General features: G+C 70.8%; 19 protein-coding genes and 1 pseudogene. 9 read left to right on the top strand and 11 right to left on the bottom strand.

Annotated features, from left to right (window positions below; all coding sequences use genetic code 11):
- Positions 1-143: 143 nt before the first annotated feature.
- The gene (gene rocD / locus ACILRB_RS08145; RefSeq protein WP_395665798.1) at positions 144-1373 is read right to left on the bottom strand and encodes an ornithine--oxo-acid transaminase; all 1230 of its coding nucleotides are present in this window, start codon (positions 1371-1373) and stop codon (positions 144-146) included.
- Positions 1374-1532: 159 nt separating this feature from the next.
- A pseudogene (locus ACILRB_RS08140) lies at positions 1533-2075 on the bottom strand (YcgN family cysteine cluster protein); the annotation flags it as partial.
- Between the two features lie 380 nt (positions 2076-2455).
- On the opposite strand from ACILRB_RS08140, the gene ACILRB_RS08135 reads away from it, so the two are divergent.
- Genes ACILRB_RS08135 through ACILRB_RS08125 form a run of 3 tightly spaced genes read left to right on the top strand, consistent with a single transcriptional unit; the run spans position 2456 to position 5850 of the window.
- Positions 2456-4627 (top strand): transglycosylase domain-containing protein, encoded by a 2172-nt coding sequence (locus tag ACILRB_RS08135; protein ID WP_395665797.1) that lies wholly within the window; start codon positions 2456-2458, stop codon positions 4625-4627.
- A gap of 48 nt (positions 4628-4675) precedes the next feature.
- A complete protein-coding gene (locus ACILRB_RS08130; RefSeq protein ID WP_395665796.1) occupies positions 4676-5254 on the top strand; it encodes a DUF1214 domain-containing protein in 579 nt (192 codons plus the stop codon).
- Positions 5251-5850: a hypothetical protein gene (locus ACILRB_RS08125; RefSeq protein WP_395665795.1), complete on the top strand. Its 600-nt coding sequence runs from the start codon at positions 5251-5253 to the stop codon at positions 5848-5850. Before ACILRB_RS08130 ends, ACILRB_RS08125 begins: the two co-directional genes overlap by 4 nt.
- A 7-nt stretch (positions 5851-5857) precedes the next feature.
- On the opposite strand, the gene ACILRB_RS08120 is transcribed toward ACILRB_RS08125, so the two are convergent.
- Both ACILRB_RS08120 and ACILRB_RS08115 read right to left on the bottom strand, forming a co-directional pair.
- Positions 5858-6115, bottom strand: coding sequence for a hypothetical protein (locus ACILRB_RS08120; protein ID WP_395665794.1), 258 nt, complete (start codon positions 6113-6115; stop codon positions 5858-5860).
- A gap of 358 nt (positions 6116-6473) precedes the next feature.
- Positions 6474-6854, bottom strand: a complete 381-nt coding sequence (locus ACILRB_RS08115) for a DUF2267 domain-containing protein (RefSeq protein ID WP_395665793.1) — start codon at positions 6852-6854, stop codon at positions 6474-6476.
- 168 nt (positions 6855-7022) lie between these two features.
- On the opposite strand from ACILRB_RS08115, the gene ACILRB_RS08110 reads away from it, so the two are divergent.
- Entirely contained in the window at positions 7023-8654 is a 1632-nt protein-coding gene (locus ACILRB_RS08110) for an inorganic phosphate transporter (RefSeq protein WP_395665792.1), read from the top strand.
- A gap of 82 nt (positions 8655-8736) precedes the next feature.
- Here ACILRB_RS08110 and ACILRB_RS08105 read toward each other — a convergent pair whose 3' ends face one another.
- Together ACILRB_RS08105 and ACILRB_RS08100 are read right to left on the bottom strand one after the other, a co-directional pair.
- The gene (locus tag ACILRB_RS08105; protein WP_395665791.1) at positions 8737-9426 is read right to left on the bottom strand and encodes a peptidoglycan-binding domain-containing protein; all 690 of its coding nucleotides are present in this window, start codon (positions 9424-9426) and stop codon (positions 8737-8739) included.
- The gene (locus ACILRB_RS08100; protein ID WP_395665790.1) at positions 9419-11146 is read right to left on the bottom strand and encodes a sensor histidine kinase; all 1728 of its coding nucleotides are present in this window, start codon (positions 11144-11146) and stop codon (positions 9419-9421) included. Before ACILRB_RS08100 ends, ACILRB_RS08105 begins: the two co-directional genes overlap by 8 nt.
- Positions 11147-11495: 349 nt before the next feature.
- On the opposite strand from ACILRB_RS08100, the gene ACILRB_RS08095 reads away from it, so the two are divergent.
- The gene (locus ACILRB_RS08095) at positions 11496-11957 is read left to right on the top strand and encodes a hypothetical protein (RefSeq protein ID WP_395665789.1); all 462 of its coding nucleotides are present in this window, start codon (positions 11496-11498) and stop codon (positions 11955-11957) included.
- Positions 11958-12049: 92 nt separating this feature from the next.
- Positions 12050-12478 carry a SufE family protein gene (locus ACILRB_RS08090; RefSeq protein WP_395665788.1) on the top strand — a complete coding sequence of 143 codons (429 nt, stop codon included), beginning with the start codon at positions 12050-12052 and terminating at the stop codon, positions 12476-12478.
- Positions 12479-12747: 269 nt separating this feature from the next.
- Here ACILRB_RS08090 and ACILRB_RS08085 read toward each other — a convergent pair whose 3' ends face one another.
- Entirely contained in the window at positions 12748-13161 is a 414-nt protein-coding gene (locus ACILRB_RS08085) for a MucR family transcriptional regulator (protein WP_395665787.1), read from the bottom strand.
- Between the two features lie 292 nt (positions 13162-13453).
- Here ACILRB_RS08085 and ACILRB_RS08080 point away from each other — a divergent pair, with 292 nt between their 5' ends.
- On the top strand, positions 13454-15706 hold the full coding sequence (locus ACILRB_RS08080) for a S9 family peptidase (RefSeq protein WP_395665786.1): 2253 nt from the start codon (positions 13454-13456) through the stop codon (positions 15704-15706).
- A 3-nt stretch (positions 15707-15709) separates the two neighbouring features.
- Here ACILRB_RS08080 and ACILRB_RS08075 read toward each other — a convergent pair whose 3' ends face one another.
- Positions 15710-16729 (bottom strand): hypothetical protein, encoded by a 1020-nt coding sequence (locus ACILRB_RS08075; protein WP_395665785.1) that lies wholly within the window; start codon positions 16727-16729, stop codon positions 15710-15712.
- Between the two features lie 341 nt (positions 16730-17070).
- Between ACILRB_RS08075 and ACILRB_RS08070 the strand changes: the two genes are divergently transcribed.
- Positions 17071-17670 carry a superoxide dismutase gene (locus ACILRB_RS08070; protein WP_395665784.1) on the top strand — a complete coding sequence of 200 codons (600 nt, stop codon included), beginning with the start codon at positions 17071-17073 and terminating at the stop codon, positions 17668-17670.
- A gap of 96 nt (positions 17671-17766) precedes the next feature.
- On the opposite strand, the gene ACILRB_RS08065 is transcribed toward ACILRB_RS08070, so the two are convergent.
- Positions 17767-18324 carry an HPF/RaiA family ribosome-associated protein gene (locus ACILRB_RS08065; RefSeq protein WP_395665783.1) on the bottom strand — a complete coding sequence of 186 codons (558 nt, stop codon included), beginning with the start codon at positions 18322-18324 and terminating at the stop codon, positions 17767-17769.
- Between the two features lie 266 nt (positions 18325-18590).
- Here ACILRB_RS08065 and lexA point away from each other — a divergent pair, with 266 nt between their 5' ends.
- Complete coding sequence (lexA, locus tag ACILRB_RS08060) at positions 18591-19292, top strand: transcriptional repressor LexA (protein ID WP_395665782.1); 702 nt, start codon at positions 18591-18593, stop codon at positions 19290-19292.
- Positions 19293-19329: 37 nt separating this feature from the next.
- Here the strand turns inward: lexA and ACILRB_RS08055 are convergent, their stop codons facing one another.
- Together ACILRB_RS08055 and cysQ are read right to left on the bottom strand one after the other, a co-directional pair.
- The gene (locus ACILRB_RS08055) at positions 19330-19998 is read right to left on the bottom strand and encodes a DUF1134 domain-containing protein (RefSeq protein ID WP_395665781.1); all 669 of its coding nucleotides are present in this window, start codon (positions 19996-19998) and stop codon (positions 19330-19332) included.
- Positions 19999-20103: 105 nt separating this feature from the next.
- Positions 20104-20991: a 3'(2'),5'-bisphosphate nucleotidase CysQ gene (gene cysQ / locus ACILRB_RS08050; protein WP_395665780.1), complete on the bottom strand. Its 888-nt coding sequence runs from the start codon at positions 20989-20991 to the stop codon at positions 20104-20106.
- Positions 20992-21140 lie beyond the last annotated feature (149 nt).

Below are 21140 nucleotides of genomic sequence, written 5' to 3'. Positions count from 1 at the left end.
ACATGCGCCTTGTCGATGGAGGGAAGAAGTGCCGTGGGTCCTAGCACATTGAGTCATTGGCTGTGCAGGGGGCGTAAAGCAAAGATGTCATACTTTACAAATTCAGTTTGTAAAGATGTAAACAACTGAAAGGGCGCGGCCGCTCAGTCCGCCGCGCGCGCCCGTTCCAGACAGGCCTCGTCGAGCGCCTCGCCGAGCGCGCGCACGGCGGCGAGAAGGTCGGCCTCCTCGATCACGAGCGGCGGGGCGAGCCGCAGCACGCTCTCATGCGTCTCCTTGGCCAGCACCCCGCGCCGCAGCAGGGCGAGGCACACGTCCTTCGCCTTCGCCGCGCCGGGGTCGAGCTCCACCCCGGCCCAGAGCCCCTTGCCGCGCAGCGCCAGCACGGCCGGGCTGCGCAGCTCGCGCAGCGCCCCGAGCTGGACCTCGCCGAGGCGGCGGCTGCGTTCGGCCAGCGCCTCGTCGCGCATCAGCGCGACCGCCTCGCGCCCGACCGCCGTGGCGATCGGGTTGCCGCCGAAGGTCGAGCCATGGCTGCCCGGCGTGAACACGTTCATGAGACGGCGCGTGGCGATGAACGCCGACACCGGCAGCAGGCCGCCGCCGAGCGCCTTGCCGACCGTGATCGCGTCGGGCCGCACGTCCTCGTGCATGAAGGCGAAGTCGCGGCCGGTGCGGCCAAAGCCCGACTGCACCTCGTCGAGAATGAGCAGAATGCCGTGCCGGTCGCAGATGCGGCGCAGCTCCGCGAGATAGCCCGCCGGCGGCACGATCACCCCGCCCTCGCCCTGGATCGGCTCGATCAGCACCGCCGCCGTCGCCGGCGTGATGGCGCGCTCGACGGCCGCCGCCTCGCCGAAGGGCACATGCGAAAACCCCGGCGCGAAGGGGCCGAAGCCGCGCCGCGCCGCGGGATCGTCCGAAAAGCCGACGATGGTGGTGGTGCGGCCGTGGAAATTGCCATGGGCGACGATGATCTCGGCCGTGTCCTGCGGGATCGCCAGCTCGTCGTAGCCGTAGCGCCGCGCCGCCTTGATCGCCGTCTCGACCGCCTCGGCCCCGGTGTTCATGACGAGGCAGGCGTCGAGCCCGGCGTAGCCCGCGAGCTCTTCGTAGAAGGCGCCGAGATTGTCGGAATGGAAGGCGCGCGAGACGATGTCGAGCCGCTCGAGCTGGTCGCGCATGGCCTTGACGAGGCGCGGATGGAGATGGCCGAAGCTCGCCGCCGAATAGGCGCTCATCATGTCGACGTAGCGCCGTCCGTCGACGTCATAAAGATGCGCGCCGCGCCCATGCGCCAGCACAACCGGCAGGGCGGCGTAGTTCTGCGCGCCGAAAAGCCGTTCGCGGTCGATCAGATGCTGGCCGGACATGGAATTCGTCTGTCTCCCTCGAAAACGAAGCGCCTCGGGCCGCCTTTGCCGACGGGCGGGGCGGCGTCAGCGCGGTTTCGCCGCCCGCCCGCCGTTTTCCGCGCCGGCCGGCGCGGCGTCGTCGGGAGACGCCTTCGCCCTGGCCGCCGACCGTCCGGCCGCCGCCCTTCTGGTCCGCTTCATTCTGGGCGATTTCATGGGCCAGGCGACGATATGGTCCGGATAATCGTCAAGCTCGACCTCGGTTTCGAGCGCGGCGACCCGGCCGCGGGCCGAGACGCCGGCCTCATGCACGCTCTCGGCCCGGCCCGAGACGAGCGGATGCCAGTCAGGCAGGTCGCGCCCGTCGCTGACCAGCCGGTAGGCGCAGGTCGGCGGCAGCCAGGAGAGCGTCCGCGCCTGCGACGGGTCGAGCTTGACGCAGTCCGAGACCTTGGTCTGGCGCGCGGCGTAGTCGGCGCAGCGGCAGGCGGCGGCGTCGAACAGGCGGCAGGCGACGTCGGTGAACAGGATCTCGCCCGTGTCTTCGTCTTCGAGCTTGACGAGGCAGCAGCGTCCGCAGCCGTCGCACAGGCTTTCCCATTCGGCGGGGCTCATCTCGTCGAGCGTCTTGACGCGCCAGAACGCAGGCGCCGTCGCGCCGGCGCCGGGCGCGGCGCGACCCTGGGGGACGGCGCTCCTTTTGGGACCGGGGCGGGACATGGCCTCCTGGCTCGTTCGACGGTTTAAACTCAAGGCCTTGCGCCGCGCGCGCGGTTTCGTCAAGCCCGGCCTTCGTTTGAGCGCATTCGCGCGCGAGCCTCGCGCGGGCCCAGAAAGCCGCGCAGCCGCGAGGAAACCGGACAACGGCGCGCAAAAAAGTGAAGCGCGGCCTGCCGCCCGCGGCCCCTTCGCGCGAGACTTTGGCGCAAGAATTTGGCGCGAGAATTTGGCGCAACAATCTGGAGCGCAAGAATCTGGCGCCCTTTTTCGGCTAGACTTCGCAGCGCCCGTCAGATCCCACCGGAGCCAAAACCCTGTTCGACGCCCTTCGCCATTCGAAGTTCTGGCAATCGAGGTTTTGGAAAGCCGCGTCGCATGTTTTGCTCGCGGCCGACGCCGTCCTCGATTCGACCCTGTTCTCCGCCGGGGAATGGGCGAAAGCCCGCTACGCCGACTATTCCGCCTTCATGGACCGCTTCCATCTTTCGGGCTGGCGGCGCGGCGCGGTCGAGATCGCCTGCGAGGGCCTGACGATCGGCGCCGGCGTCGGGATCGTCGCGCTGGCGCTCGCCATCCCGGCCTTCAGGGAGACCTCCGACGACTGGCTGAAGAAGCAGGACCTCGCCGTCACCTTTCTCGACCGCTATGGCCGGGAGGTCGGCCGGCGCGGCATCAAGCACGACGATTCGATCGCCTTCGAGGAGCTGCCCGACGTCCTTGTCGCCGCCGCGCTCGCGACCGAGGACCGGCGCTTCTTCGAGCATTTCGGCGTCGACGTGATCGGCACGGCGCGCGCGCTCGCCGTCAACGCCCGCGCCGACGGCGTGGTCCAGGGCGGCTCGACCATCACGCAGCAGCTCGCCAAGAACCTGTTCCTGTCGAACCAGCGCACCATCGAGCGCAAGGTCAAGGAGGCCTATCTCGCGCTCTGGCTCGAATCGCGCCTCACCAAGAAAGAAATCCTGCATCTTTATTTCGACCGCGCCTATCTCGGCGGCGGCGCCTTCGGCGTGCAGGCCGCCTCGCAGTTCTATTTCGGCAAGTCGGTCCGCGACCTGACCCTCGCCGAGGCGGCGATGCTCGCGGGGCTGTTCAAGGCGCCGACCAAATACGCGCCCCACGTCAACCTGCCGGCGGCGCGCGCGCGCGCCCATGACGTGCTGAACAATATGGTCGACGCCGGCTATCTGACCGAAGGCCAGATCTACGCCGCCCTGCGCAATCCGGCGACGCCGGTCGACCGCGCCAAGGAGACGAGCCCCGACTGGTATCTCGACTACGCCTATCAGGAGGTCAAGCGCCTCGTCGACGAGAACAAGCTCGGCGAGGACCGCGTGCTCACCGTGCGCACCGCGCTCGATCTTGGCGTGCAGCAGCGCGCCGACGCCGTGATCGAGGACGAGCTGCGCCAGAACGGCCCGGGCTACAAGGCGAAGCAGGCGGCCATGGCCGCGATGGAGCCGAACGGGGCGCTGCGCGCGCTCGTCGGCGGACGCGATTATGGCGCGAGCCAGTTCAACCGCGCGACCGACGCGCTGCGCCAGCCGGGCTCCTCGTTCAAGCCCTTCGTCTATCTCACCGCGCTCGAGACCGGGAAGTTCAAGCCGACCACCATCGTCGTCGACGCGCCGGTGTGCATCGGCAACTGGTGCCCGCGCAATTACAAGAACAGCTACGCCGGCGCGCTGCCGCTGTCGCAGGCGCTGGCCCGCTCGCTCAACACCGTCGCGGTGCGGCTCGCGACCGCGATCGGCGACGGCAGCCCGCGCGCCGGCCGCGCCAAAATCGTCGCCAACGCCCGCGCCATGGGGCTGACGACGCCGCTCGCCGACACGGTCTCGCTGCCGATCGGCGCGGCCGAGGTCACGGTGATCGACATGGCCTCGGCCTATTGCGTCTTCGCCAACGGCGGGCTGCGCGCGCCGCCCTTCGCGGCGAGCGAGATCATGAATTCGCGCGGCGAGACCATCTATCGCCACGACCGCGACGGGCCGCAGCCGCGCCGGCTGTTCCCCGAGGAGCTGATCGCGACCATGAACTCCATGATGCTCCAGGTGGTCGAGGCCGGCACCGGCGGGCGCGCGCGCCTCGACGGAATCGACGTCGCGGGCAAGACCGGCACCACCAACGGCTACAAGGACGCCTGGTTCGTCGGCTACACCGGCAATTACGTCGCCGCCGTCTGGTACGGCAACGACGACGATTCGCCCATGGAGAAGATGACCGGCGGCTCGCTCCCGGCCGCGACCTGGCGCGAGGTGATGGCCTACGCCCATCAGGGCGTCGAGCTGAAGCCCCTGCCCGGCGGGCGCATGGGCGCGTCCGCCACGGCCGCGGCGACCCCCGCGCCGCCGCCCGCCGCCGGCGCGCCGCTGCGGCCGGCGCTGCTCTCGGAGCGCTCCGCCGAGCTTCTCGTCGACATGGCGAAGGCCATGGACGCGGCCCTGATCGAGGCCGACAAGCGCCGCGAGGACGCGCCGCGGCTCGCGCCCGAGCCCGCTTCGGCCGCGGCGGCGCCCGCCGCGCCCGCCCCGCAGCCGGGCGGCGGGTGAACGCGGCCCGCCCGTTCGTCTGACGCGGCCCACCTCTCGCGGTCAAAAATGCGGCTCATCGGCAAATATCTTCTCGTCGTCGTCGCGGGGCTCTGCCTCGGCCTTCTGACGACCGTCGTCGCGGTCAGGACCGGCTTCGGCTTCGGCGCGCTCGAGGCCGGGCCCTGGACCGCCTATCCGCGCCGCGACGGAATTCGCGTCGATCCCTATGCCCGGGCGGCGCGCGCCCATTCCGGCGAAATCCCGCCCGGCGCGACCGAGGGGCTGAGCTTCCTCGCCTTCGCCGACAGCGACGGCCGCGCGCTCGAAACGCGCTGCGACTACAGGGTTTCCGGCCCCACGCCCGTGGCGCGCTGGTGGACGCTGAGCGCGCTGACGCCTGACGGGCGGCCTTTCGCCAACGCCGCCGAGCGCTATGGCTTCGTGTCGAGCGAGATGCTGCGCGACGGCGCCGGCCGGTTCGCGATCACGCTCTCGCGCCGCGCGCGGCCGGGCGACTGGCTGCCGCTCGGCGAGACCCGCCATTTCGCGCTGATGCTGCGGCTCTATGAATCCGAATTCAGCGCCGCCCACGCCGCCTATGACGCCGCGAGCATGCCGCGGATCGAACGCACGGCCTGCGCATGAGCCTCAAGCCGCCCGCAAGCCCGCTCGACCGCATTCTCGCCGGGGCGCTATGGGCGCTGGCGCTGGCGCTCTGCGCGGTCGCGGCGCATGTCGTCCTGGTGCTCTATCTGCCGAAATTCGTCGGCGAGACGCCGATGCGCCGGCTCGCGCCCTATTCGGCCTATGGCGAGACGCGCCTCCTGCCGCGCGCGACGCCGGCCGCGCAATGGACGCCCTTTCTCGACCCCGCCGTCGCCGAGGCCTCGTGCCTGTTCGACCTCTCGCGCGCGCCGCTGCGCGTCTCGGGCGAGGTCGAGCCGGGGCGCATGCTGACCCTCTCGTTCCGCGAGCCCGACGGCGACGTGTTCTATTCCATGACGGACCGCGCCGCCCAGCGCGGACGGCTCGACGTGCTGCTCTTGACCCAGGAGCAGCTCGACGCGGTCGAGGCCGAAGACGACGACGACCGGCCGGCGCAGGAGCTGCGGCTCGTGGCGCCGAGCCTCAAGGGCTTCGTGCTGATCGGCGCGCTCGCCAATTTCCCCGGCGAATGGGCCGACGCCGAGCGCCGCGCCAAGGCGATCGTCTGCAAGCCCGAAGAGCCGGTCGAGCCGTGAGCCGGGGTCAGTTCGGCGCGACGTCGTCCGCGCCGCGCGGATCGGCCGCGGGCTCGTCCTGGCGCGCCGCATGCGCCCCGGCCCGCGCCGGCTGATCGAGCCTTTCGCGCCGCACGCCCGTAAAGAACAGCACCGCGCCGCGCCCGGCCGGGCGCGCGACGCGCCCGCCGCGCCGCGACGGCGAGAAAGCCACAAGTTCGCCCATGTCATGTTCGCCCATGTCACGTTCGCCCATGTCACGTTGGCCCATGTCACGTTGGCCCATGTCACGCCCTCCGTTCAGGCCCGGGGGGCGGCGCGCGCCGGCCGCGCCCCGCCGCCTGCGTTCAAGATTCGCGCCGCAGTCTTCGCCCGTTTCGCCCGGCGCCGTCCGACGCTCGCGCGCGTTCGGACGTCATCGCCTCGCGAACGCGCTCCAACATTTCGGCGTTGCGCATTTTCTTAAACGTAACGGCCTGCAACTTTTACTGAAAATGCTCTAACGCACGAAGCTTGCCGCACGCTCGCCGGGTCCGGCGAAAAAGAGCAAAGCCCGCCGCGCGGCGCGGCGCAAGCGGCCGTCGCGGGCGCGGCGCGCCCTTCGCACTGGCCGCAGAGGGGCGTTGGTCCGCTTTGCGGCGGAGTCAGAAGAACTGGCTGGCGCCGGGAATTTTCGCGGCCGCCGCGCGCACGCGCTCCCGGCCCGCCTGCGATTCGGCGAAAGCGAACACTTCATGTCCGATCTGACGCATTTGCGTCATGGTCAGGCCGAGCCCCGTGAGCCGCGCCGCGAGCCCCATGAGGCCGCCGCCCATCATGGCCATGAAGCCCGACATCACGCCCTCGTTCTGCGCGGCCGCGGCCGCCGCCGCCTCCTCGGCGCCCGGCAGATGCGCGAAAAGATCGTCGACGTCGGCCGGCTGCCCCTCCTTGCGCAGGAACGCGAGAATGGCGCCGACCGCCCTGCGCGCGGTTTCGACGTCGGTTCCGGCCGAGGCGGCGATGCGGGCGATCAGTTCTTCCATGCGTGGCTCCTCGATGTCGCGCGCCCGCTCGCTTTTGCGGCGCGGCGCGGCGAGCCAAGCGCGACAGGCCGCGAAAATCAAGCCGGCGCAACCGGCGCGCGCACTTTTCATCGCAGCGTCACACAAATCCGCTAGGCGCGCTGGCGCGGCTCCTTTCCGGAAAAAAACATGACTTCGATCACGTCCACAGACGACGTTTTGACGACAGGCGACGGCGTTCGCAAGCCGGTCCTCGACCGGCCGATGTCCCCGCTGACGCTGCTCATCTTCGGCGGCGTGCTCGCCGTCGGGCTGTTCTTCACGGCCTTCAGCATCTGGCGCGACGTGTCCGCCGCGGGCGTGGCGGTGAAGTCCGCCCTGCCCTTCATCCTTCTCGGCGTCGCGCTGCTGATCGCGCTCGGCTTCGAATTCGTCAACGGCTTTCACGACACGGCCAACGCCGTCGCCACGGTCATCTACACCCATTCCCTCCCCGCGCCCGTCGCGGTGGTCTGGTCGGGCATGTTCAACTTCCTCGGGGTGCTGTTCTCGACCGGCGCCGTCGCCTTCGGCATCGTCTCGCTGCTGCCGGTCGAGCTGATCCTGCAGGTCGGGTCGGAAGCCGGCTTCGCCATGGTCTTCGCCATGCTGATCGCGGCGATCATCTGGAACCTCGGCACCTGGTGGCTCGGCCTGCCGGCGTCCTCGTCGCACACGCTGATCGGCTCGATCATCGGCGTCGGCGTCGCCAACGCGCTGATGCGCGGCCGCGACGGCACCTCGGGCGTCGACTGGAACAAGGCGATCGAGATCGGCTATGCGCTGCTGCTCTCGCCGGTCGTCGGCTTCGTCTGCGCGGCGGGCCTGCTGCTGCTCATGAAGCTCCTCGTCCGCAAGCCCGAGCTTTATACGTCGCCCAAGGCGCATGGCGCTCCGCCCGCCTGGATCCGCGGCCTTCTGATCTTCACCTCGGCCGGCGTCTCCTTCGCGCATGGCTCGAACGACGGCCAGAAGGGCATGGGCCTGATCATGCTGATCCTGATCGGCACCGTGCCGACGGCCTATGCGCTGAACCGCGCCCTGCCCGAAAGCGAGGTGGCGAGCTTCATCCAGACCTCCGAGGCGGCCTCGAAGGCGGTCGAGGCGGTCGCCGGCGGCCATCACGTGATCGGCGACCCGCGCCCGATCGTGACGGCCTATGTCGCCTCGCATGAGTTCACCGACGGAACCCTGCCGGCGCTCGCCGCGCTGATCCGCGACGTCGCCGCGCAGGTGAGCCAGCACGGCTCGTTCGCCTCGATTCCCGCGGCGAGCGTCGGCAACACCCGCAACGACATGTATCTCGCCTCCGAAGCGATCCGCTTCCTGCAGAAGGACAAGGCGGCCGCGCTCTCGAAGGACGACCTCGCCGCGCTCGCCGCCTACAAGAAGCATCTCGACATGGCGACGCGCTTCATCCCCGACTGGGTCAAGGTGGCGGTCGCGATCGCGCTCGGCCTTGGCACCATGGTCGGCTGGAAGCGCATCGTCGTGACGGTCGGCGAGAAGATCGGCAAGACGCATCTGACCTACGGCCAGGGCGCCTCGGCCGAGCTCGTCGCCATGGGCACCATCGCCGCGGCCGACCATTTCGGCCTGCCGGTGTCGACCACCCATGTGCTGTCGTCGGGCGTCGCCGGAACCATGGCGGCGAACGGCTCGGGCGTGCAGATGTCGACCGTGCGCAGCCTCGCGCTCGCCTGGGTGCTGACGCTGCCCTGCGCCATCGCGCTCTCGGCCTTCCTGTTCGTCCTGTTCCGCCAGATCGAGCGTTTCATCTAGGCTTCGGGCGGCAGGCGCTTCGGGCCCTTTGAAACCCCTCTCCGGCCGGGTCCGTCCCGGCCGGATTTTTTGCGCCCGCGCGTCAGTTGACCGCGATCCCCGATTCGGCGCCGAGCGCCTTCATCACGGCGGGGGTGAGTTCGCCCGCGCTCTTGCGGCCGCGGTCGCGCTCGAAGCTTTCGATCGCCTGGCGGGTCGAAGCGCCCATGACGCCGTCGGCCTTCAGCACGAAGCCGAGCTTCACCAGCGCCTTCTGCGCCGCCATCACCGAGCGGGAGACGGCGGGCGCGGCCTCGCGCGCGACGCCGCCGTTGCGGATCAGATCCGAGATCGGGTCATGCGGACGCGGCGGCGGCGCGGCTTCGGGCGCGAGCGCGGCCGTGCGGGCCGGCGCGGCGCGCGGCGCCGGGCGCTCCTCGGGCGCGGCGGCCTCGGCGTGGACCGGCTCGGCGTCGCGCGGTTCGGCGAGGCGCTCGGGCCGGGGCGCTGGAACCGGCGCGGGCGCGGCGGCCGCCGGCCTCTCGACCACGGCGCGCGCGAACAGCGGCGCCGGATGGCGCGTCTTCTGCAGGGCGAGCGCGTTGACGAGCACGCCGGCGAGCGCGCCGACGCCGAGCAGCGTCAGCGCGACGGCGGCGATCTTCTTGCGCGGCTCGCCCGCGCGCGGCTTCGCGCGCTTCGCGCCGCCTCCGCCGCGGGAGGCGCGCGGCCGGCGCGCGCGCGGCTCGCTCAATGTGAAGTCGTGATCGGCGGCGGCGAGAGCTTCACGCAATTTTCTTCACCATGGACGTTTCGACGGAGGGGTCCGCGCGGCGGTAGCGCGCGATGGTTTCGATTTCGGCCAGGGGGCGCATGCGGTCGCCGGCGCGGCGGCAGTCGAGCGGCAGGCGCACGGTGACGCAGGCGCCCTGATGCGGCTCGCTCGCGATCGACATCTCGCCCCCGTGCAGGCCGACGAGGCCGCAGACGATCGAGAGGCCGAGCCCCGTGCCCTCCTGGGGGCGCTCCCGCCCGCCTTGCGCCTGGAAGAACGGGCTGCCGAGGCGCGACAGGTCCTGCTCGGCGATGCCGACGCCCGAATCCGCGACGACGAGCGCGAGGAAGCCGCCTTCGAGACGCGCCAGAACCCGGGCCTCGCCGCCGCGCGGCGTGAACTTCACGGCGTTGGAGAGCAGGTTGATGAGGATCTGCCGGCAGGCGCGCGTGTCGCCGACGATCTCGCCGACCTCGGGCGCGACCGCCTGCGTCAGCCGCACCCCGCGCTCCTTGGCGTCGAGCCGCACCATGTCGCAGCAGGCCTCGATGAGCGGCGCGACCGCGAAAGGCGCCGGCGCCAGCGCGAAGGCGCCGGAGCGGATCTTCGACAGGTCGAGCAGGGAGTTGACGACGGCGAGCAGGTGCTGGCCGGACTGATGGATGATCGCCGCATATTCGCGCTGCTTGCCGGGGTCGCGCGGCGCCTGCGCCGCGTCGCCGAGCAGCTCCGAGAAGCCGATGATGGCGTTGAGCGGGGTTCGCAGCTCATGGCTCATGCTGGCGAGGAGGCGATCCTTTGAAAGGCTCAGCGCCTCGGCCTGCGCGCGGGCCGTCTCGAGTTCCTCCTCGCGCGTCTTGAGAGCCGAGACGTCGCGCAGCACGGCGACCGCCCGCCCCGCGCCGGCGCCCCGCGCGCGCATGTCGAGCCACAGGAACACCGGGTCTTCGCGCCCCTCGCGCGGCGCGCCGGCGGCGCGCAGCCTGAACGCCGCGGCCCCGGCGCGCGCCGGCCCGCGCCCCCCGGCCGCCCGGTCGATCGCCTGCAGGAAGGCGGGCCGGTCGGCGACATGGACGCGTTCGAAGAAACCGCGCCCCATGAGCGCCGCGGCCGGCAGGCCGAGGAGCCCGGCGCAGTCGCCGGAGAGCGCGAGCGCCACGCCCGAGCGGTCATGCAGCAGCACGAGGTCGCCCGCCGCCTCCTCGGGCCGGGCGAGGCCGCGCGCGCCCGCCGCCGTCCGGCCCGCAAGCCCGCGCACGCAGGCGAGGGCGAACAGCGTCGCCGCGCCGCAGGCGGCGATCGCCCAGACCGCCGGCCGCGCCAGCCCCTCGGCGCCCGGCAGGCCGAGAAGATCGGCCGCGGCCGCCCCGGTCGCGGCGATCAGCGCCGCCGCGCCGCAGGCGAGAATGAGCCCGGCGTCGAAGGCCGCGAGCGCGTCGAGCGGCGCGAGCGCGAGCCAGAACAGCGCGCCGGCCCCGGCCCCCGCGCCGACCGCGGTCGCGAGCGCGGCGCCGACGAGGCCGAGCGCCGAGACGGCCTCGAGCCGCGCGCGCGCCCCCGCCGCGGCGAGGATCGCCAGCGCGCAGAGCGGCAGCACGGCGGCAAGCAGCAGCGCGGCGTCCGGCGCGCGCGGCGCGCCGTGAAGCCACAGACAGATCGGCGCGGCGAGCATCGGCAGCAGGGCCAGCGGCGCGCGACGCCCCGGATCGCGACCCCGTTCCCGCGCCGCCGCGAACATCCCGCGGCCGGCGCAGGCCGCCGCGGCCTGAGCCCCCGCGCGAAAAAGAGGGCCGTCTTGAGGCGAATGAAAACCCACGTTCAGCTCCGCGCCCGCCGACTCGTCGCGGCGTCGGGCCTCAAGCTGGCGCCGGCGTCTTAAGGCGCTCCTAAATCAGTGATGCGCCGGCGCATCTGTCGGCGCCCATTTGCGGGCCAAAGGCGCGGACGGGCCGGCCAAACTCGACCTATGGTGTAGAAAAGCTTGCGAAATCGACGGGTTGGCGTGGCCTCCGGGCGCTTTTCGTCCCGTTAACGGACGCCCTGCTATGCCTGCGCGAAAGGCGTCCGGCCTTTGGAGCGTCGCGGCGATGTTTCTGCTCTTTCGCCTCATCTTCTGGCTTGGCGTCGTCTTCGCCTTCCTGCCCTGGCCCGAGGGCTCCGCGCCGAAGGAGATCGCGACGCTGCTGCGCGGCGGCGCCAAGGCCGCGGGCGACGGCGCGCTCGCGGCCGTCGCCGCCGAAGCCGAGCGGCGCGCGGTCGAGGCCTGCGCGCAGTCGCCCGCGGCCTGCGTCGAGGCGACCGCACGGATCGCCCGGGCGGCGCATGGCGCGGCGTTCGACGCGCTGGCAGCCCCCCCGAGAGAAGGACGCGCGCAGGAGGCGGGCGCGAAAGGGACGGGCGCCAAGGAGATGGGCGCCAAGGAGAAGGGCGCCAAGGAGAAGGGCGCCAAGACGGCCGGGGCGCATGAGGGCGCGGCGGCGCCCGGGCCGGCTCAGGCGGAGCCGCCGTCCCCGCCGCCGAGGCAGACGTCGGCGCGCGCCGCGCCCTGAACGGCTGGCGGGTCTGCGGATTTTTTGCTAGCCCCTTCGCTCATGCACAAATATACTAGTAGGCCGGAATTCTTCTAAACTGTGCGCCGGCCATGACCCTCGACGACATCATTGAAAACTTCGCCTATCTCGACGAGTGGGACGACCGCTACCGTTACCTGATCGAGCTCGGCCGCATGCTCGAGCCGCTCGACGAGGCGGCGCATAACGACGCCAACAAGGTGCGCGGCTGCGCCAGCCAGGTGTGGCTCGAAACCACGGTCGAGGCGAAGGGCGACGGCGCGCCGGTCCTGCGTTTCAGGGGCGACAGCGACGCCCATATCGTGCGCGGGCTCGTCGCTCTCGTGCTGGCGCTTTATTCGGACCATACGCCGGAGGAGATCCTGTCGACCGACGCGCAGGACCTGTTCGGCCGGCTCGGCCTGTCGCAGCATCTGACGCCGCAGCGCAGCAACGGGGTCCGCTCCATGGTCGAGCGCATCAAGTCCGACGCGCGCGGCGCGGCCGCCGCGGCGGCCTGAGCCGGCGCCCGGGCCGTCCGCCGCAGGCGCGACGGCGGCGACGTTCTGGGACGGAAAGATTGGGCGCCGGGCCACAGCGGCGCGCGCCCGGCGCGGCCTTGCGGAGCCGGCGCCCTCGCCGCTCCGCTTTCGCCGGCTTCCTTGATGAGCGTTGCGCGCTCCATCGCCGCAGCCCAGCCGCAGCGCCCGGCCGGCGGCGCGCGACGCGATGAGCGGAAAGACGCGGGCCGCGCCGAAAGCGCCGCGCCGGCGCGCCCGGGCCGCGAGGCTCAGGCGCGGCGGCGCTGCTGGCCGAGGCCCATCTGCTTGGCGAGGTTGGAGCGCGCCTTGGCGTAATTGGGCGCGACCATGGGATAATCGGGCGCGAGGCCCCATTTCTCGCGGTATTCGTCGGGCGACATATTGTACTGCGTGCGCAGGTGCCGCTTCAGCGACTTGAATTTCCGCCCGTCCTCCAGACAGACAAGATAGTCGTTGGTGACGGACTTCTTTGCGGGGACGGCCGGCTTCGGCGTTTCGACGACGGGCGCGACCGTGCCCGAGGTGACCCTCAGCAAAGCGGAATGAACGTCGTTGATGAGGGATGGCAGATCGCTGGCCGGCACGGAATTGTTGCTGACGTAGGCCGACACGATGTCGGCGGCCAGTTCGATATAGCTGTTGGAACCTGACGTATCGCTCATGACGTTAAAAATCCCGAATAGAGGGCGCCGCGGCCACGGCCCGACTCAATCATGGGAGCCGGATATCTGGCAAAGGGCGGAAAAACCTTTCTGAAGATGAAGTTCTCTTAATCGACCGCCCCGAATCGACTGCTTCGAACCTGTATCATTATAAGTGCCGGACCTGCACAATCGCAAGTAGCGTCGAGCACACAATCTTCGGCGTAAACAAAAAAAAGCTGCACAGGACGTCGCCTGTCAGATCAGACGATGATCAACAATCCCAGTCGCCGCGTTCAACGAAGACGTTTCCATGCTGATAAATCGCGCTACATCGGCCCGGCGCGGCGGGCGCGGCTTGTCGGCTCCGGCGCGATCGCCTAATTTATGCACGGCCGCGCTTCGGTCGGCTCCGGCCGGCCGGGGCGCGGCGCCAACCACCGGAAAGCCCCCGCCCTTGACCCTTCCGCCCGCGCCCGCTGCGGCCCGACGCACGCCCACCGTCACGACCGCGCACGGGATCGAGCTCATTGACGACTACGCCTGGATGAAGGCGGACAACTGGCGCGAGGTGCTGCGCGACCCGGACGCCCTGCCGGCCGAGATCCGCGCCGCGCTCGACGCCGAGAACGCCTACGCCGCCGCCGTGCTTGCGCCGCATGAGGCGCTGCGCCGGACCATCGTCGCGGAGATGCGCGGGCGCATCAAGGAGGACGACGCGCAGCCGCCGCTGCGCGACGGGCCGTTTCTCTATTACGCCCGCTATGACCAGGGCTCGCAGCATCCGGTGTTCTGCCGCGCGCAGGAGGACGGCGGCGCGGTCGAGGTGCTGCTCGACGGCGAGCGCGAGGCGCAGGGCAAGCCCTATTTCCGCGTCGCCAGGGCGCGCCATTCGCCGGACCATGCGAAATTCGCCTGGTCGGCCGACGAAAAAGGCTCGGAGCTGCATGTGATCCGCGTGCGCGACGTGGCGACGGGCGAGGACGCCGCGGACGTCGTGACCGACAGCGACGGCGGCTTCGTCTTCGGCGCGGAGTCCTCTCATTATTATTACGTGCGCATCGACGAGAACAATCGCCCCGCGAGCGTGCTGCGCCACCGCCTCGGCGCGGACCCCGCGAGCGACGAGATCGTCTTTGAGGAAAAGGACCCGCGCTGGTTCATCCATCTGAAGCGCAGCCAGTCCGGCGCCTTCGCATGCGTCAGCGTCAGCGACCACGACGCGGCCGAGGTCTGGCTCATCGACCTTTCGGATCCACAGGCGCGCCCGCGCCTCGTCGAGCCGCGCGCGCCGGGGCGGCGCTACGAGGTCGAGCATCGCGGCGACCGGCTGTTCATCCTCACCAACGCCGACGGCGCCGAGGATTTCGAGATCGTGAGCGCCCCGCTCGCGGCGCCCGGCCGGGCGAACTGGACGAAGGAGGTCCCGCGCCGGCGCGGGCGCATGATCGTCGACTTCACGATCTTTCCCGACCATCTCGTCTGGCTCGAACGCGAGGACGGGCTGCCCCGCCTCATGACGCGCGCGCTCGAAAGCGGCGAGGACCATGCGCTCGCCTTCGAGGAGGAGGCCTATGAACTCGAGCTCATGGGCCGGCTCGATTTCGCCTCCCCGCTGCAGCGCTTCTCCTATTCGTCGATGACCACGCCGGCCGAAACCTACGACTATGACCTGACGACGCGCCGCCGCATCCTGCGCAAGCGCCAGGCGATCCCCTCGGGCCATGATCCGGCCGACTATGTCACGCGCCGCCTGTTCGCGCCCGCGCCCGACGGGGAGCTCGTCCCCGTCTCGATCCTGCACCGGCGCGGCCTCGACCTTTCGCGGGGCGCGCCGACCCTGATCTATGGCTATGGCGCCTATGGTCATGCGATCGACGCCTATTTCAGCGCGTCGCGGCTGTCGCTCGTCGACCGCGGCTTCGTCTACGCCATCGCCCACATCCGCGGCGGGACGGACAAGGGCTGGCGCTGGTATCTCGACGGCAAGCTCGAAAACAAGCCGAACAGCTTTTCGGACTTCATCGCCGCCGCGCGCCATCTCGTCGCCGCCGGCTTCGCGCGGGAGGGCGGAATCGTGGCGCAGGGCGGCAGCGCCGGCGGCATGCTGATGGGCGCCGTCGTCAACACGGCGCCGGAGCTGTTTGCCGGAATCGTCGCCGACGTGCCCTTCGTCGACGTGCTCAACACGATTCTCGACGCCGAGCTGCCGCTGACCCCGCCCGAATGGCTCGAATGGGGCGACCCGATCCGCGATCCCGACGCTTTTGCGCGCATCAGGTCCTATTCGCCCTATGACAACGTCGAGGCGAAGCGCTATCCGCCGATCCTCGCGCTCGGCGGGCTGACCGATCCGCGCGTGACCTATTGGGAGCCGCTGAAATGGATCTCGCGGCTGCGCGCGACCATGACCGGCGGCGGGCCGGTCCTGTGCCGCACCAACATGGGCGCGGGCCATGGCGGCGCCTCGGGCCGCTTCGCCCGGCTCGAGGAGGCGGCGCTGCACTACGCCTTCGCCGTCGCCTGCGTCGAAGGCGGCTTTTCGGACGCCGGCGCGGGCGCCTGAGCCTCAGCCGCGCGGCTGGCTTTCCATGAACGCCTTGAGCTCGGCCATCGAGCCGAAACGGAACACGCCCCGGCCGGACGTCGCCTCGATCGAACCGTCGGCGTACATGACATAGGACGTGCCCTCGGATTCATGGCGGCCGAGGATCATGGGATCGCCCGCCGCCTCCGGGGACGCCAGGGCTGCGGCGGGAGCGGCTGCGACGGCCGCCCCGGGCTGGCGCGGGGCGAGCCCGGGCGCGACGCCTTCAAGGCCCACCGCGCGCGGCAGGTGAAACTCGCGCGCCGGCGCGCGGGGCGGCGCGGCCGGCCGACGCTCCGGCGGGCGGGCTTCGGCGGGCTGCGCCTGCGCCGCGCCGCCCGCGGATTCGGGCGCAGGCCAGCGGAACGCGTCGCCCGTAGACGGCCCGGAGGCAGGAGGCGCGGGCGACGGGGGAGCGGACCAGGACGGCCCCGGCGATGGCGGCGGGGGCGAAACGGGCCCGGCCGGCCGGGGCTCCGGGCGCACGGCGGCTTCAAACCGCCCGGCGTCGCGCGGCCAGGCGTATTCGGCCGGGGCGGCGTTTTCGCGCGTGACTTCGGCTTCAAGGCGCGATGGCGCGGCGGCGTCCGCCCCGGTCGCGGCGGCCGGCGTCTCGTCTTCGGCCGGACGCAGGGGCCGCCCCTTGATCGACTGGGCGACCACGCGGCGAACATCCTCGATGAGCGCGTGCGGCGGGGCTTCGTCTTCGGCGGGCGGCTGAAAGGCCAGCGCCTCCGGCGCCTCGTCCTGCGCAGGCGCGGGCTGCGGCGCAGCGGCTGGCGCAGACGGGCGCGCCTGCGCCAACAGCGCCGCGCGCAGCCGCGCGACGCCCCGCATGACGAGCGCCAGCGCCATGACCACGACGCCGCCCGAAAGCAGCACCGCGCCGGAGATCATGCTCGCCCAGCCGCGCTCGACGGCGACGATGCCCCAGCCAAACGACATGGCGTAACCGCCGCAGGCGGACAGAAGCAGACCGACGAGGAAAGTCACATAACTCATGAATTCACAATGCTCATGACGTCGCGGCGCCGCGGCTCCCGCGTCCGGCGGCGTCCGAACGCGCGTTGACGGCGCGCAGTTGATGGCGCGCAGTTGAGGCGAAGCCAAGGCGCGAGCGCCCGGGCCGCCCCGGCGATCCTGCCGCGTCAGGCCGCGCCGCGCCAGCGCCGCCGACTATGGCGGTCGATCCTTACGGGGCGCTTAAGCGTTGAGCAGGGCCCGGCCGCGCGGCGCCGAAGCTTTCGGCGCCGCCGGCCAAGGCGGTTGCTGCGCAAGAGCCAGCGGTCTAGTTAAAGCCGCGCGGCCCTCGCCGGCCGCCGGCGCGACACCAGGAGCAAGCCATGTCCTTCACCCTGCCCCCTCTTCCCTACGCCTATGAGGCGCTGCAGCCCTATATGTCGAAGGAGACGCTCGAATACCATCACGACAAGCATCATCAGGCCTATGTCACCAACGGCAACAATCTGCTGAAGGACTCAGGGCTCGAGGGCAAGTCGCTCGAGGAGATCGTCAAGGAGTCCTACGGCAAGAACGCCGGCCTCTTCAACAACGCCGGCCAGCACTACAACCATCTCCATTTCTGGAGCTGGATGAAGCCGAACGGCGGCGGCGCCATTCCGGGCGAAGTCGAGAAGGCGATCGTCGACAGCTTCGGCTCGGTCGACAAGTTCAAGGAGGAGTTCATCCAGGCGGGCGTCACCCAGTTCGGCTCCGGCTGGGCCTGGCTCTCGGTCAAGGACGGCAAGCTTGCCGTCAGCAAGACCCCGAACGGCGAGAACCCGCTCGTGCATGGCGCGACCCCGATTCTGGGCTGCGACGTCTGGGAGCACTCCTATTACATCGACTATCGCAACCGCCGGCCCGACTATCTCAAGGCGTTCGTCGAAAATCTCGTCAACTGGGATTATGTCGCCGAGCTTTACGCCAAGGCCGCCAAATAAGGCCGGGCGCGTCGCCGCCCCGTCCAGCGGCTGAACGGAGCGGGCCCGCGCGGCCCGCTCCCTTTTTGCGCCGGCGTCATCGCCAGCCGGCCGCGCTCACGCGTCGACGAGCGCGAGCACGGCGCTCGCCTGCGGGCCCATCGGGCCGTCGGGCGCGCGCGACACCTCGACCAGCATGCCGACCTTGAGGGCGTTGAAGTCGCCGCGCGTCACGCAGGCGCGGGTGAAATAGAGGTCCGGCCCGCCGCGCACCTCGACGAAGCCATGGTCCTGCTCGGGAAAGAGCCGCGCCACCACGCCCGTCTCGGGCGCGTTCTCGAGCCGGCGCGAAGTGTTCTTGACGAATTCGGAAACCTGCTCGAGCCGCCGCTCGGCGAGGTCGAAGACCTTGTTGACGAGCGCCGAGGCCTCTCCCTTGCGCTTGCCCTCGGCCTTGGCGACCACGAGCGGCTTGCCCGGAATCTCGACCTCGACGCACAGCGCCAGCGGAACGACCACGGAGTTGGGATCGCGATGCGACGTTCCGACCACGACCCGGCAGCCGATAATGCGGGAATAGGCGTTCTCAAGCCGCTGCGCTCGATCCTGAATGAGTTTTTCGAGCGCGTCCGAGTGCTGGATGTCGCGGAAGACGATCTGCAGCGGTCGATCCATGCCTTTTCTCCTCCAAATGGCCGGCGCCTTTGGCGAAAAGGGTCGCCGTGCGCCGGCGAGAGCGATTAACCTATGGCGCGGCTGAAAGTTCCGTCAACGCCCCGCCGCAAAATCTCTTCGTGAGCCGCCCCTGCCGACGCGCGGGGGCGGGGGGCTTGCGGAACGCAGCACGAACATGTACCGTTCGTTCACCCTTTGTGCGGACCGATTCGCGCGCGGGAGCCCGATTCGCGCGCCGAAAGGCGATCCATGGCGGCCGACGACCCATGTTGACCAAAAAGCAAAGCGAACTCCTGCGCTTCATCAGCGAGCGCCTGAAGGAGACCGGCGTGCCGCCCTCCTTCGACGAGATGAAGGACGCGCTCGACCTGCGCTCGAAGTCGGGCATCCATCGCCTCATCATCGCGCTCGAGGAGCGCGGCTTCATCCGCCGCCTGCCGAACCGCGCCCGCGCCATCGAGGTGCTGCGCATGCCGGGCTCACGGCCTGACGGCGCGCGCGGCCGCAAGTTTGAGCCGAGCGTGATTGAGGGCGATCTTGGACGCGTGCGCCCGCAGCCCGCCCGCGACGACGAGGCGGGCCGCGAAAGCGTCGCCATCCCGGTCATGGGCCGCATCGCCGCCGGCACGCCGATCAGCGCGCTGCAGACGCGCAGCCACGTCATCAGCCTGCCGCCCGACATGCTGACGCAGGGCGAGCATTACGCGCTCGAGGTGCGCGGCGACTCGATGATCGAAGCCGGCATCTTCGACGCCGACACGGTGGTCATCCGCAAGCAGGACACCGCCGAGACCGGAGACATCGTGGTCGCTCTCATCGACGATGAGGAGGCGACGCTGAAGCGGCTGCGCCGCCGCGGCGCCTCGGTCGCGCTCGAAGCCGCCAATCCGGCCTATGAGACGCGCATCTTCGGACCCGACCGGGTGCGCATCCAGGGACGGCTCGTCGCGCTGCTGCGGCGCTACTGACGCCGCGGCCAATGGGCGGCGCCGGGAACGGAGCCGGTCAGAACGGATTCCAGGTCGAAGCCGGCGTGAACTTCAGATAGGAGACGTTGACGCCGAGCCGCGCGCCGACGCCGGAGCGGATCGGCACCACGTAAACATCGTCGTTGATGAAGGCCGACAGGCCGAAGCCGCCGACGAGATAGGCCGAGCCCGCGACGCCGCCGAAACGGTTGAAGATCGCCCCGGTCGAAGGCAGGTTATAGACCAGCATCATGGTCCGCGCCCCGTCGGCGCCGGCGTCGAAGCCGAGCGAGGGGCCCTGCCAGAAGACTTTCACCTGGCCCGCGTTGCGGGTGTACATGGTCCCTTCGCCATAGCGCAGGCCGCCGATGAAGGCGCCGCTCGCCTCCTGCCCCAGAATATAGCCGTTGGGCTTGCCCCAGCGCCGCGTCGCCTGCTCGATCGCCTCGGCGAGGCCGCGCGAGATCGAGCCGAAGAATTTGTGGCCGTTCGTGACGATCTCGTCGGGAGCGAATTCGGAGGGGCGCTCGGTCGCGGCCACGGTCTGAGGCGCGAGCGCCGCGGCGGCGAGAAGCGCGACGCAGACCCCGGCCACGCGCCGGCGCGACGCGGCGCCGGGCCTGTCGCGGCGGCCGGCGGCGCATGGCGACGCCGGCGCGCCGGACCCGGCCCCGACGGCCGACGGCGTCTGTTCAAGCCTGCGCATCGCTCCTCCCTGACGGATCCGCCGCCGCGCTCGCGCCGGCGAGGCGAAAGAGTGTCGCGCCAAGGTTAACGACGGGTTGAGGACGCGTGAAAAAGGCGCGGCGCGTCAGGCGCGCGCCGCCGCCGGATCGCCCCAGGCGACAAAAGGCCCGTTCCTGAACTGCCGCCCGGCCTTGCCATAGCGCAGCGGATGGCGCTCGCCGTCGAGCACGACGCCGCCGGCGGCGCGCAGCACCGCGTCGCCCGCGGCCGTGTCCCATTCCATGGTCTGGCCGAAGCGGGGATAGACGTCGGCGTCGCCCTCGGCCACGGCGCAGAACTTCAGCGACGAGCCGGCGCTGCGCCGCTCATGCACCGGCAGCGTGGCGAGAAACGCCTCGGTCTCGGGGTCGCAGTGGGAGCGGCTCGCGAGCGCGGTCAGGCCCTGCGCCGGGGCGGCGCGGACATGAATCAGGCGGCGCTCGCCGGGCGCGGGCAGCGGCGCGCCGGGCTCGACGCGGCAGGCCGCGGCGGCGGCCCCGGCGATCCACATCCGCCCGAGCGCCGGCGCATAGACCACGCCGGCGACCGGCGCGCCCTCGACGACGAGGGCGATGTTGACGGTGAACTCGCCGTTATGGTCGAGAAATTCGCGCGTGCCGTCGACCGGATCGACCAGGATGAAGGCGTCGCAGGCGACCGTCTTCTTGCCGGCCGCGGCGGCCTCCTCGGCGAGCACCGGAAACTGCGGCAGCCGCTCGGCGAGCCGCTCGAGGATGATCGCTTCGGCGTCTTCGTCGGCGTCGCAGACGGGGCTCTGGTCGGGCTTGCGCCGCGCATGGCTGTCCGAGGCGTAGACCGACATCACGGCGATGGCCGCCTCGAGGGCGATCTCGGCGAAGATTTCCGCGACGGCGTCCCGGTCAAGGGCGGCGATCGGGGCGGCGGCGATCTGGGCGGCGTCGATCGACGCGTGGCGCGTTTCGCTGGCGGCGGATTCGCTGGCGGCGGACATGGAGCTCTCGAAAGCCGCCTCTCATTCATGCCGGGGCGGCGGTCGGCGCTGGACGATTCAGCCGTCAGGGTAAGCCAAGACGGCCATGTCGGGAAATAAAGTAAGCCTTCAGAGCATTAACATTTCGGCGAACGACCGTGAGCCGGAGC

It is taken from the genome of Methylocella sp., from assembly GCF_044226135.1.
Lineage (GTDB): Bacteria > Pseudomonadota > Alphaproteobacteria > Rhizobiales > Beijerinckiaceae > Methylocapsa.
Note: the sequence above shows the minus strand (reverse complement) of the source record. Positions and strands in the feature narration are given on the sequence as shown.

What these genes read in the sequence shown, in the direction of transcription:
- rocD (WP_395665798.1), bottom strand. Translation starts at nt 1,373, where the DNA reads ATGTCCGGCCAGCATCTGATCGACCGCGAACGGCTTTTCGGCGCGCAG.
- ACILRB_RS08130 (WP_395665796.1), top strand. Translation starts at nt 4,676, where the DNA reads ATGCGGCTCATCGGCAAATATCTTCTCGTCGTCGTCGCGGGGCTCTGC.
- ACILRB_RS08125 (WP_395665795.1), top strand. Translation starts at nt 5,251, where the DNA reads ATGAGCCTCAAGCCGCCCGCAAGCCCGCTCGACCGCATTCTCGCCGGG.
- ACILRB_RS08120 (WP_395665794.1), bottom strand. Translation starts at nt 6,115, where the DNA reads ATGGGCCAACGTGACATGGGCCAACGTGACATGGGCGAACGTGACATG.
- ACILRB_RS08115 (WP_395665793.1), bottom strand. Translation starts at nt 6,854, where the DNA reads ATGGAAGAACTGATCGCCCGCATCGCCGCCTCGGCCGGAACCGACGTC.
- ACILRB_RS08110 (WP_395665792.1), top strand. Translation starts at nt 7,023, where the DNA reads ATGACTTCGATCACGTCCACAGACGACGTTTTGACGACAGGCGACGGC.
- ACILRB_RS08100 (WP_395665790.1), bottom strand. Translation starts at nt 11,146, where the DNA reads ATGTTCGCGGCGGCGCGGGAACGGGGTCGCGATCCGGGGCGTCGCGCG.
- ACILRB_RS08095 (WP_395665789.1), top strand. Translation starts at nt 11,496, where the DNA reads ATGTTTCTGCTCTTTCGCCTCATCTTCTGGCTTGGCGTCGTCTTCGCC.
- ACILRB_RS08090 (WP_395665788.1), top strand. Translation starts at nt 12,050, where the DNA reads ATGACCCTCGACGACATCATTGAAAACTTCGCCTATCTCGACGAGTGG.
- ACILRB_RS08085 (WP_395665787.1), bottom strand. Translation starts at nt 13,161, where the DNA reads ATGAGCGATACGTCAGGTTCCAACAGCTATATCGAACTGGCCGCCGAC.
- ACILRB_RS08080 (WP_395665786.1), top strand. Translation starts at nt 13,454, where the DNA reads ATGCTGATAAATCGCGCTACATCGGCCCGGCGCGGCGGGCGCGGCTTG.
- ACILRB_RS08075 (WP_395665785.1), bottom strand. Translation starts at nt 16,729, where the DNA reads ATGAGTTATGTGACTTTCCTCGTCGGTCTGCTTCTGTCCGCCTGCGGC.
- ACILRB_RS08070 (WP_395665784.1), top strand. Translation starts at nt 17,071, where the DNA reads ATGTCCTTCACCCTGCCCCCTCTTCCCTACGCCTATGAGGCGCTGCAG.
- ACILRB_RS08065 (WP_395665783.1), bottom strand. Translation starts at nt 18,324, where the DNA reads ATGGATCGACCGCTGCAGATCGTCTTCCGCGACATCCAGCACTCGGAC.
- lexA (WP_395665782.1), top strand. Translation starts at nt 18,591, where the DNA reads ATGTTGACCAAAAAGCAAAGCGAACTCCTGCGCTTCATCAGCGAGCGC.
- ACILRB_RS08055 (WP_395665781.1), bottom strand. Translation starts at nt 19,998, where the DNA reads ATGCGCAGGCTTGAACAGACGCCGTCGGCCGTCGGGGCCGGGTCCGGC.
- cysQ (WP_395665780.1), bottom strand. Translation starts at nt 20,991, where the DNA reads ATGTCCGCCGCCAGCGAATCCGCCGCCAGCGAAACGCGCCACGCGTCG.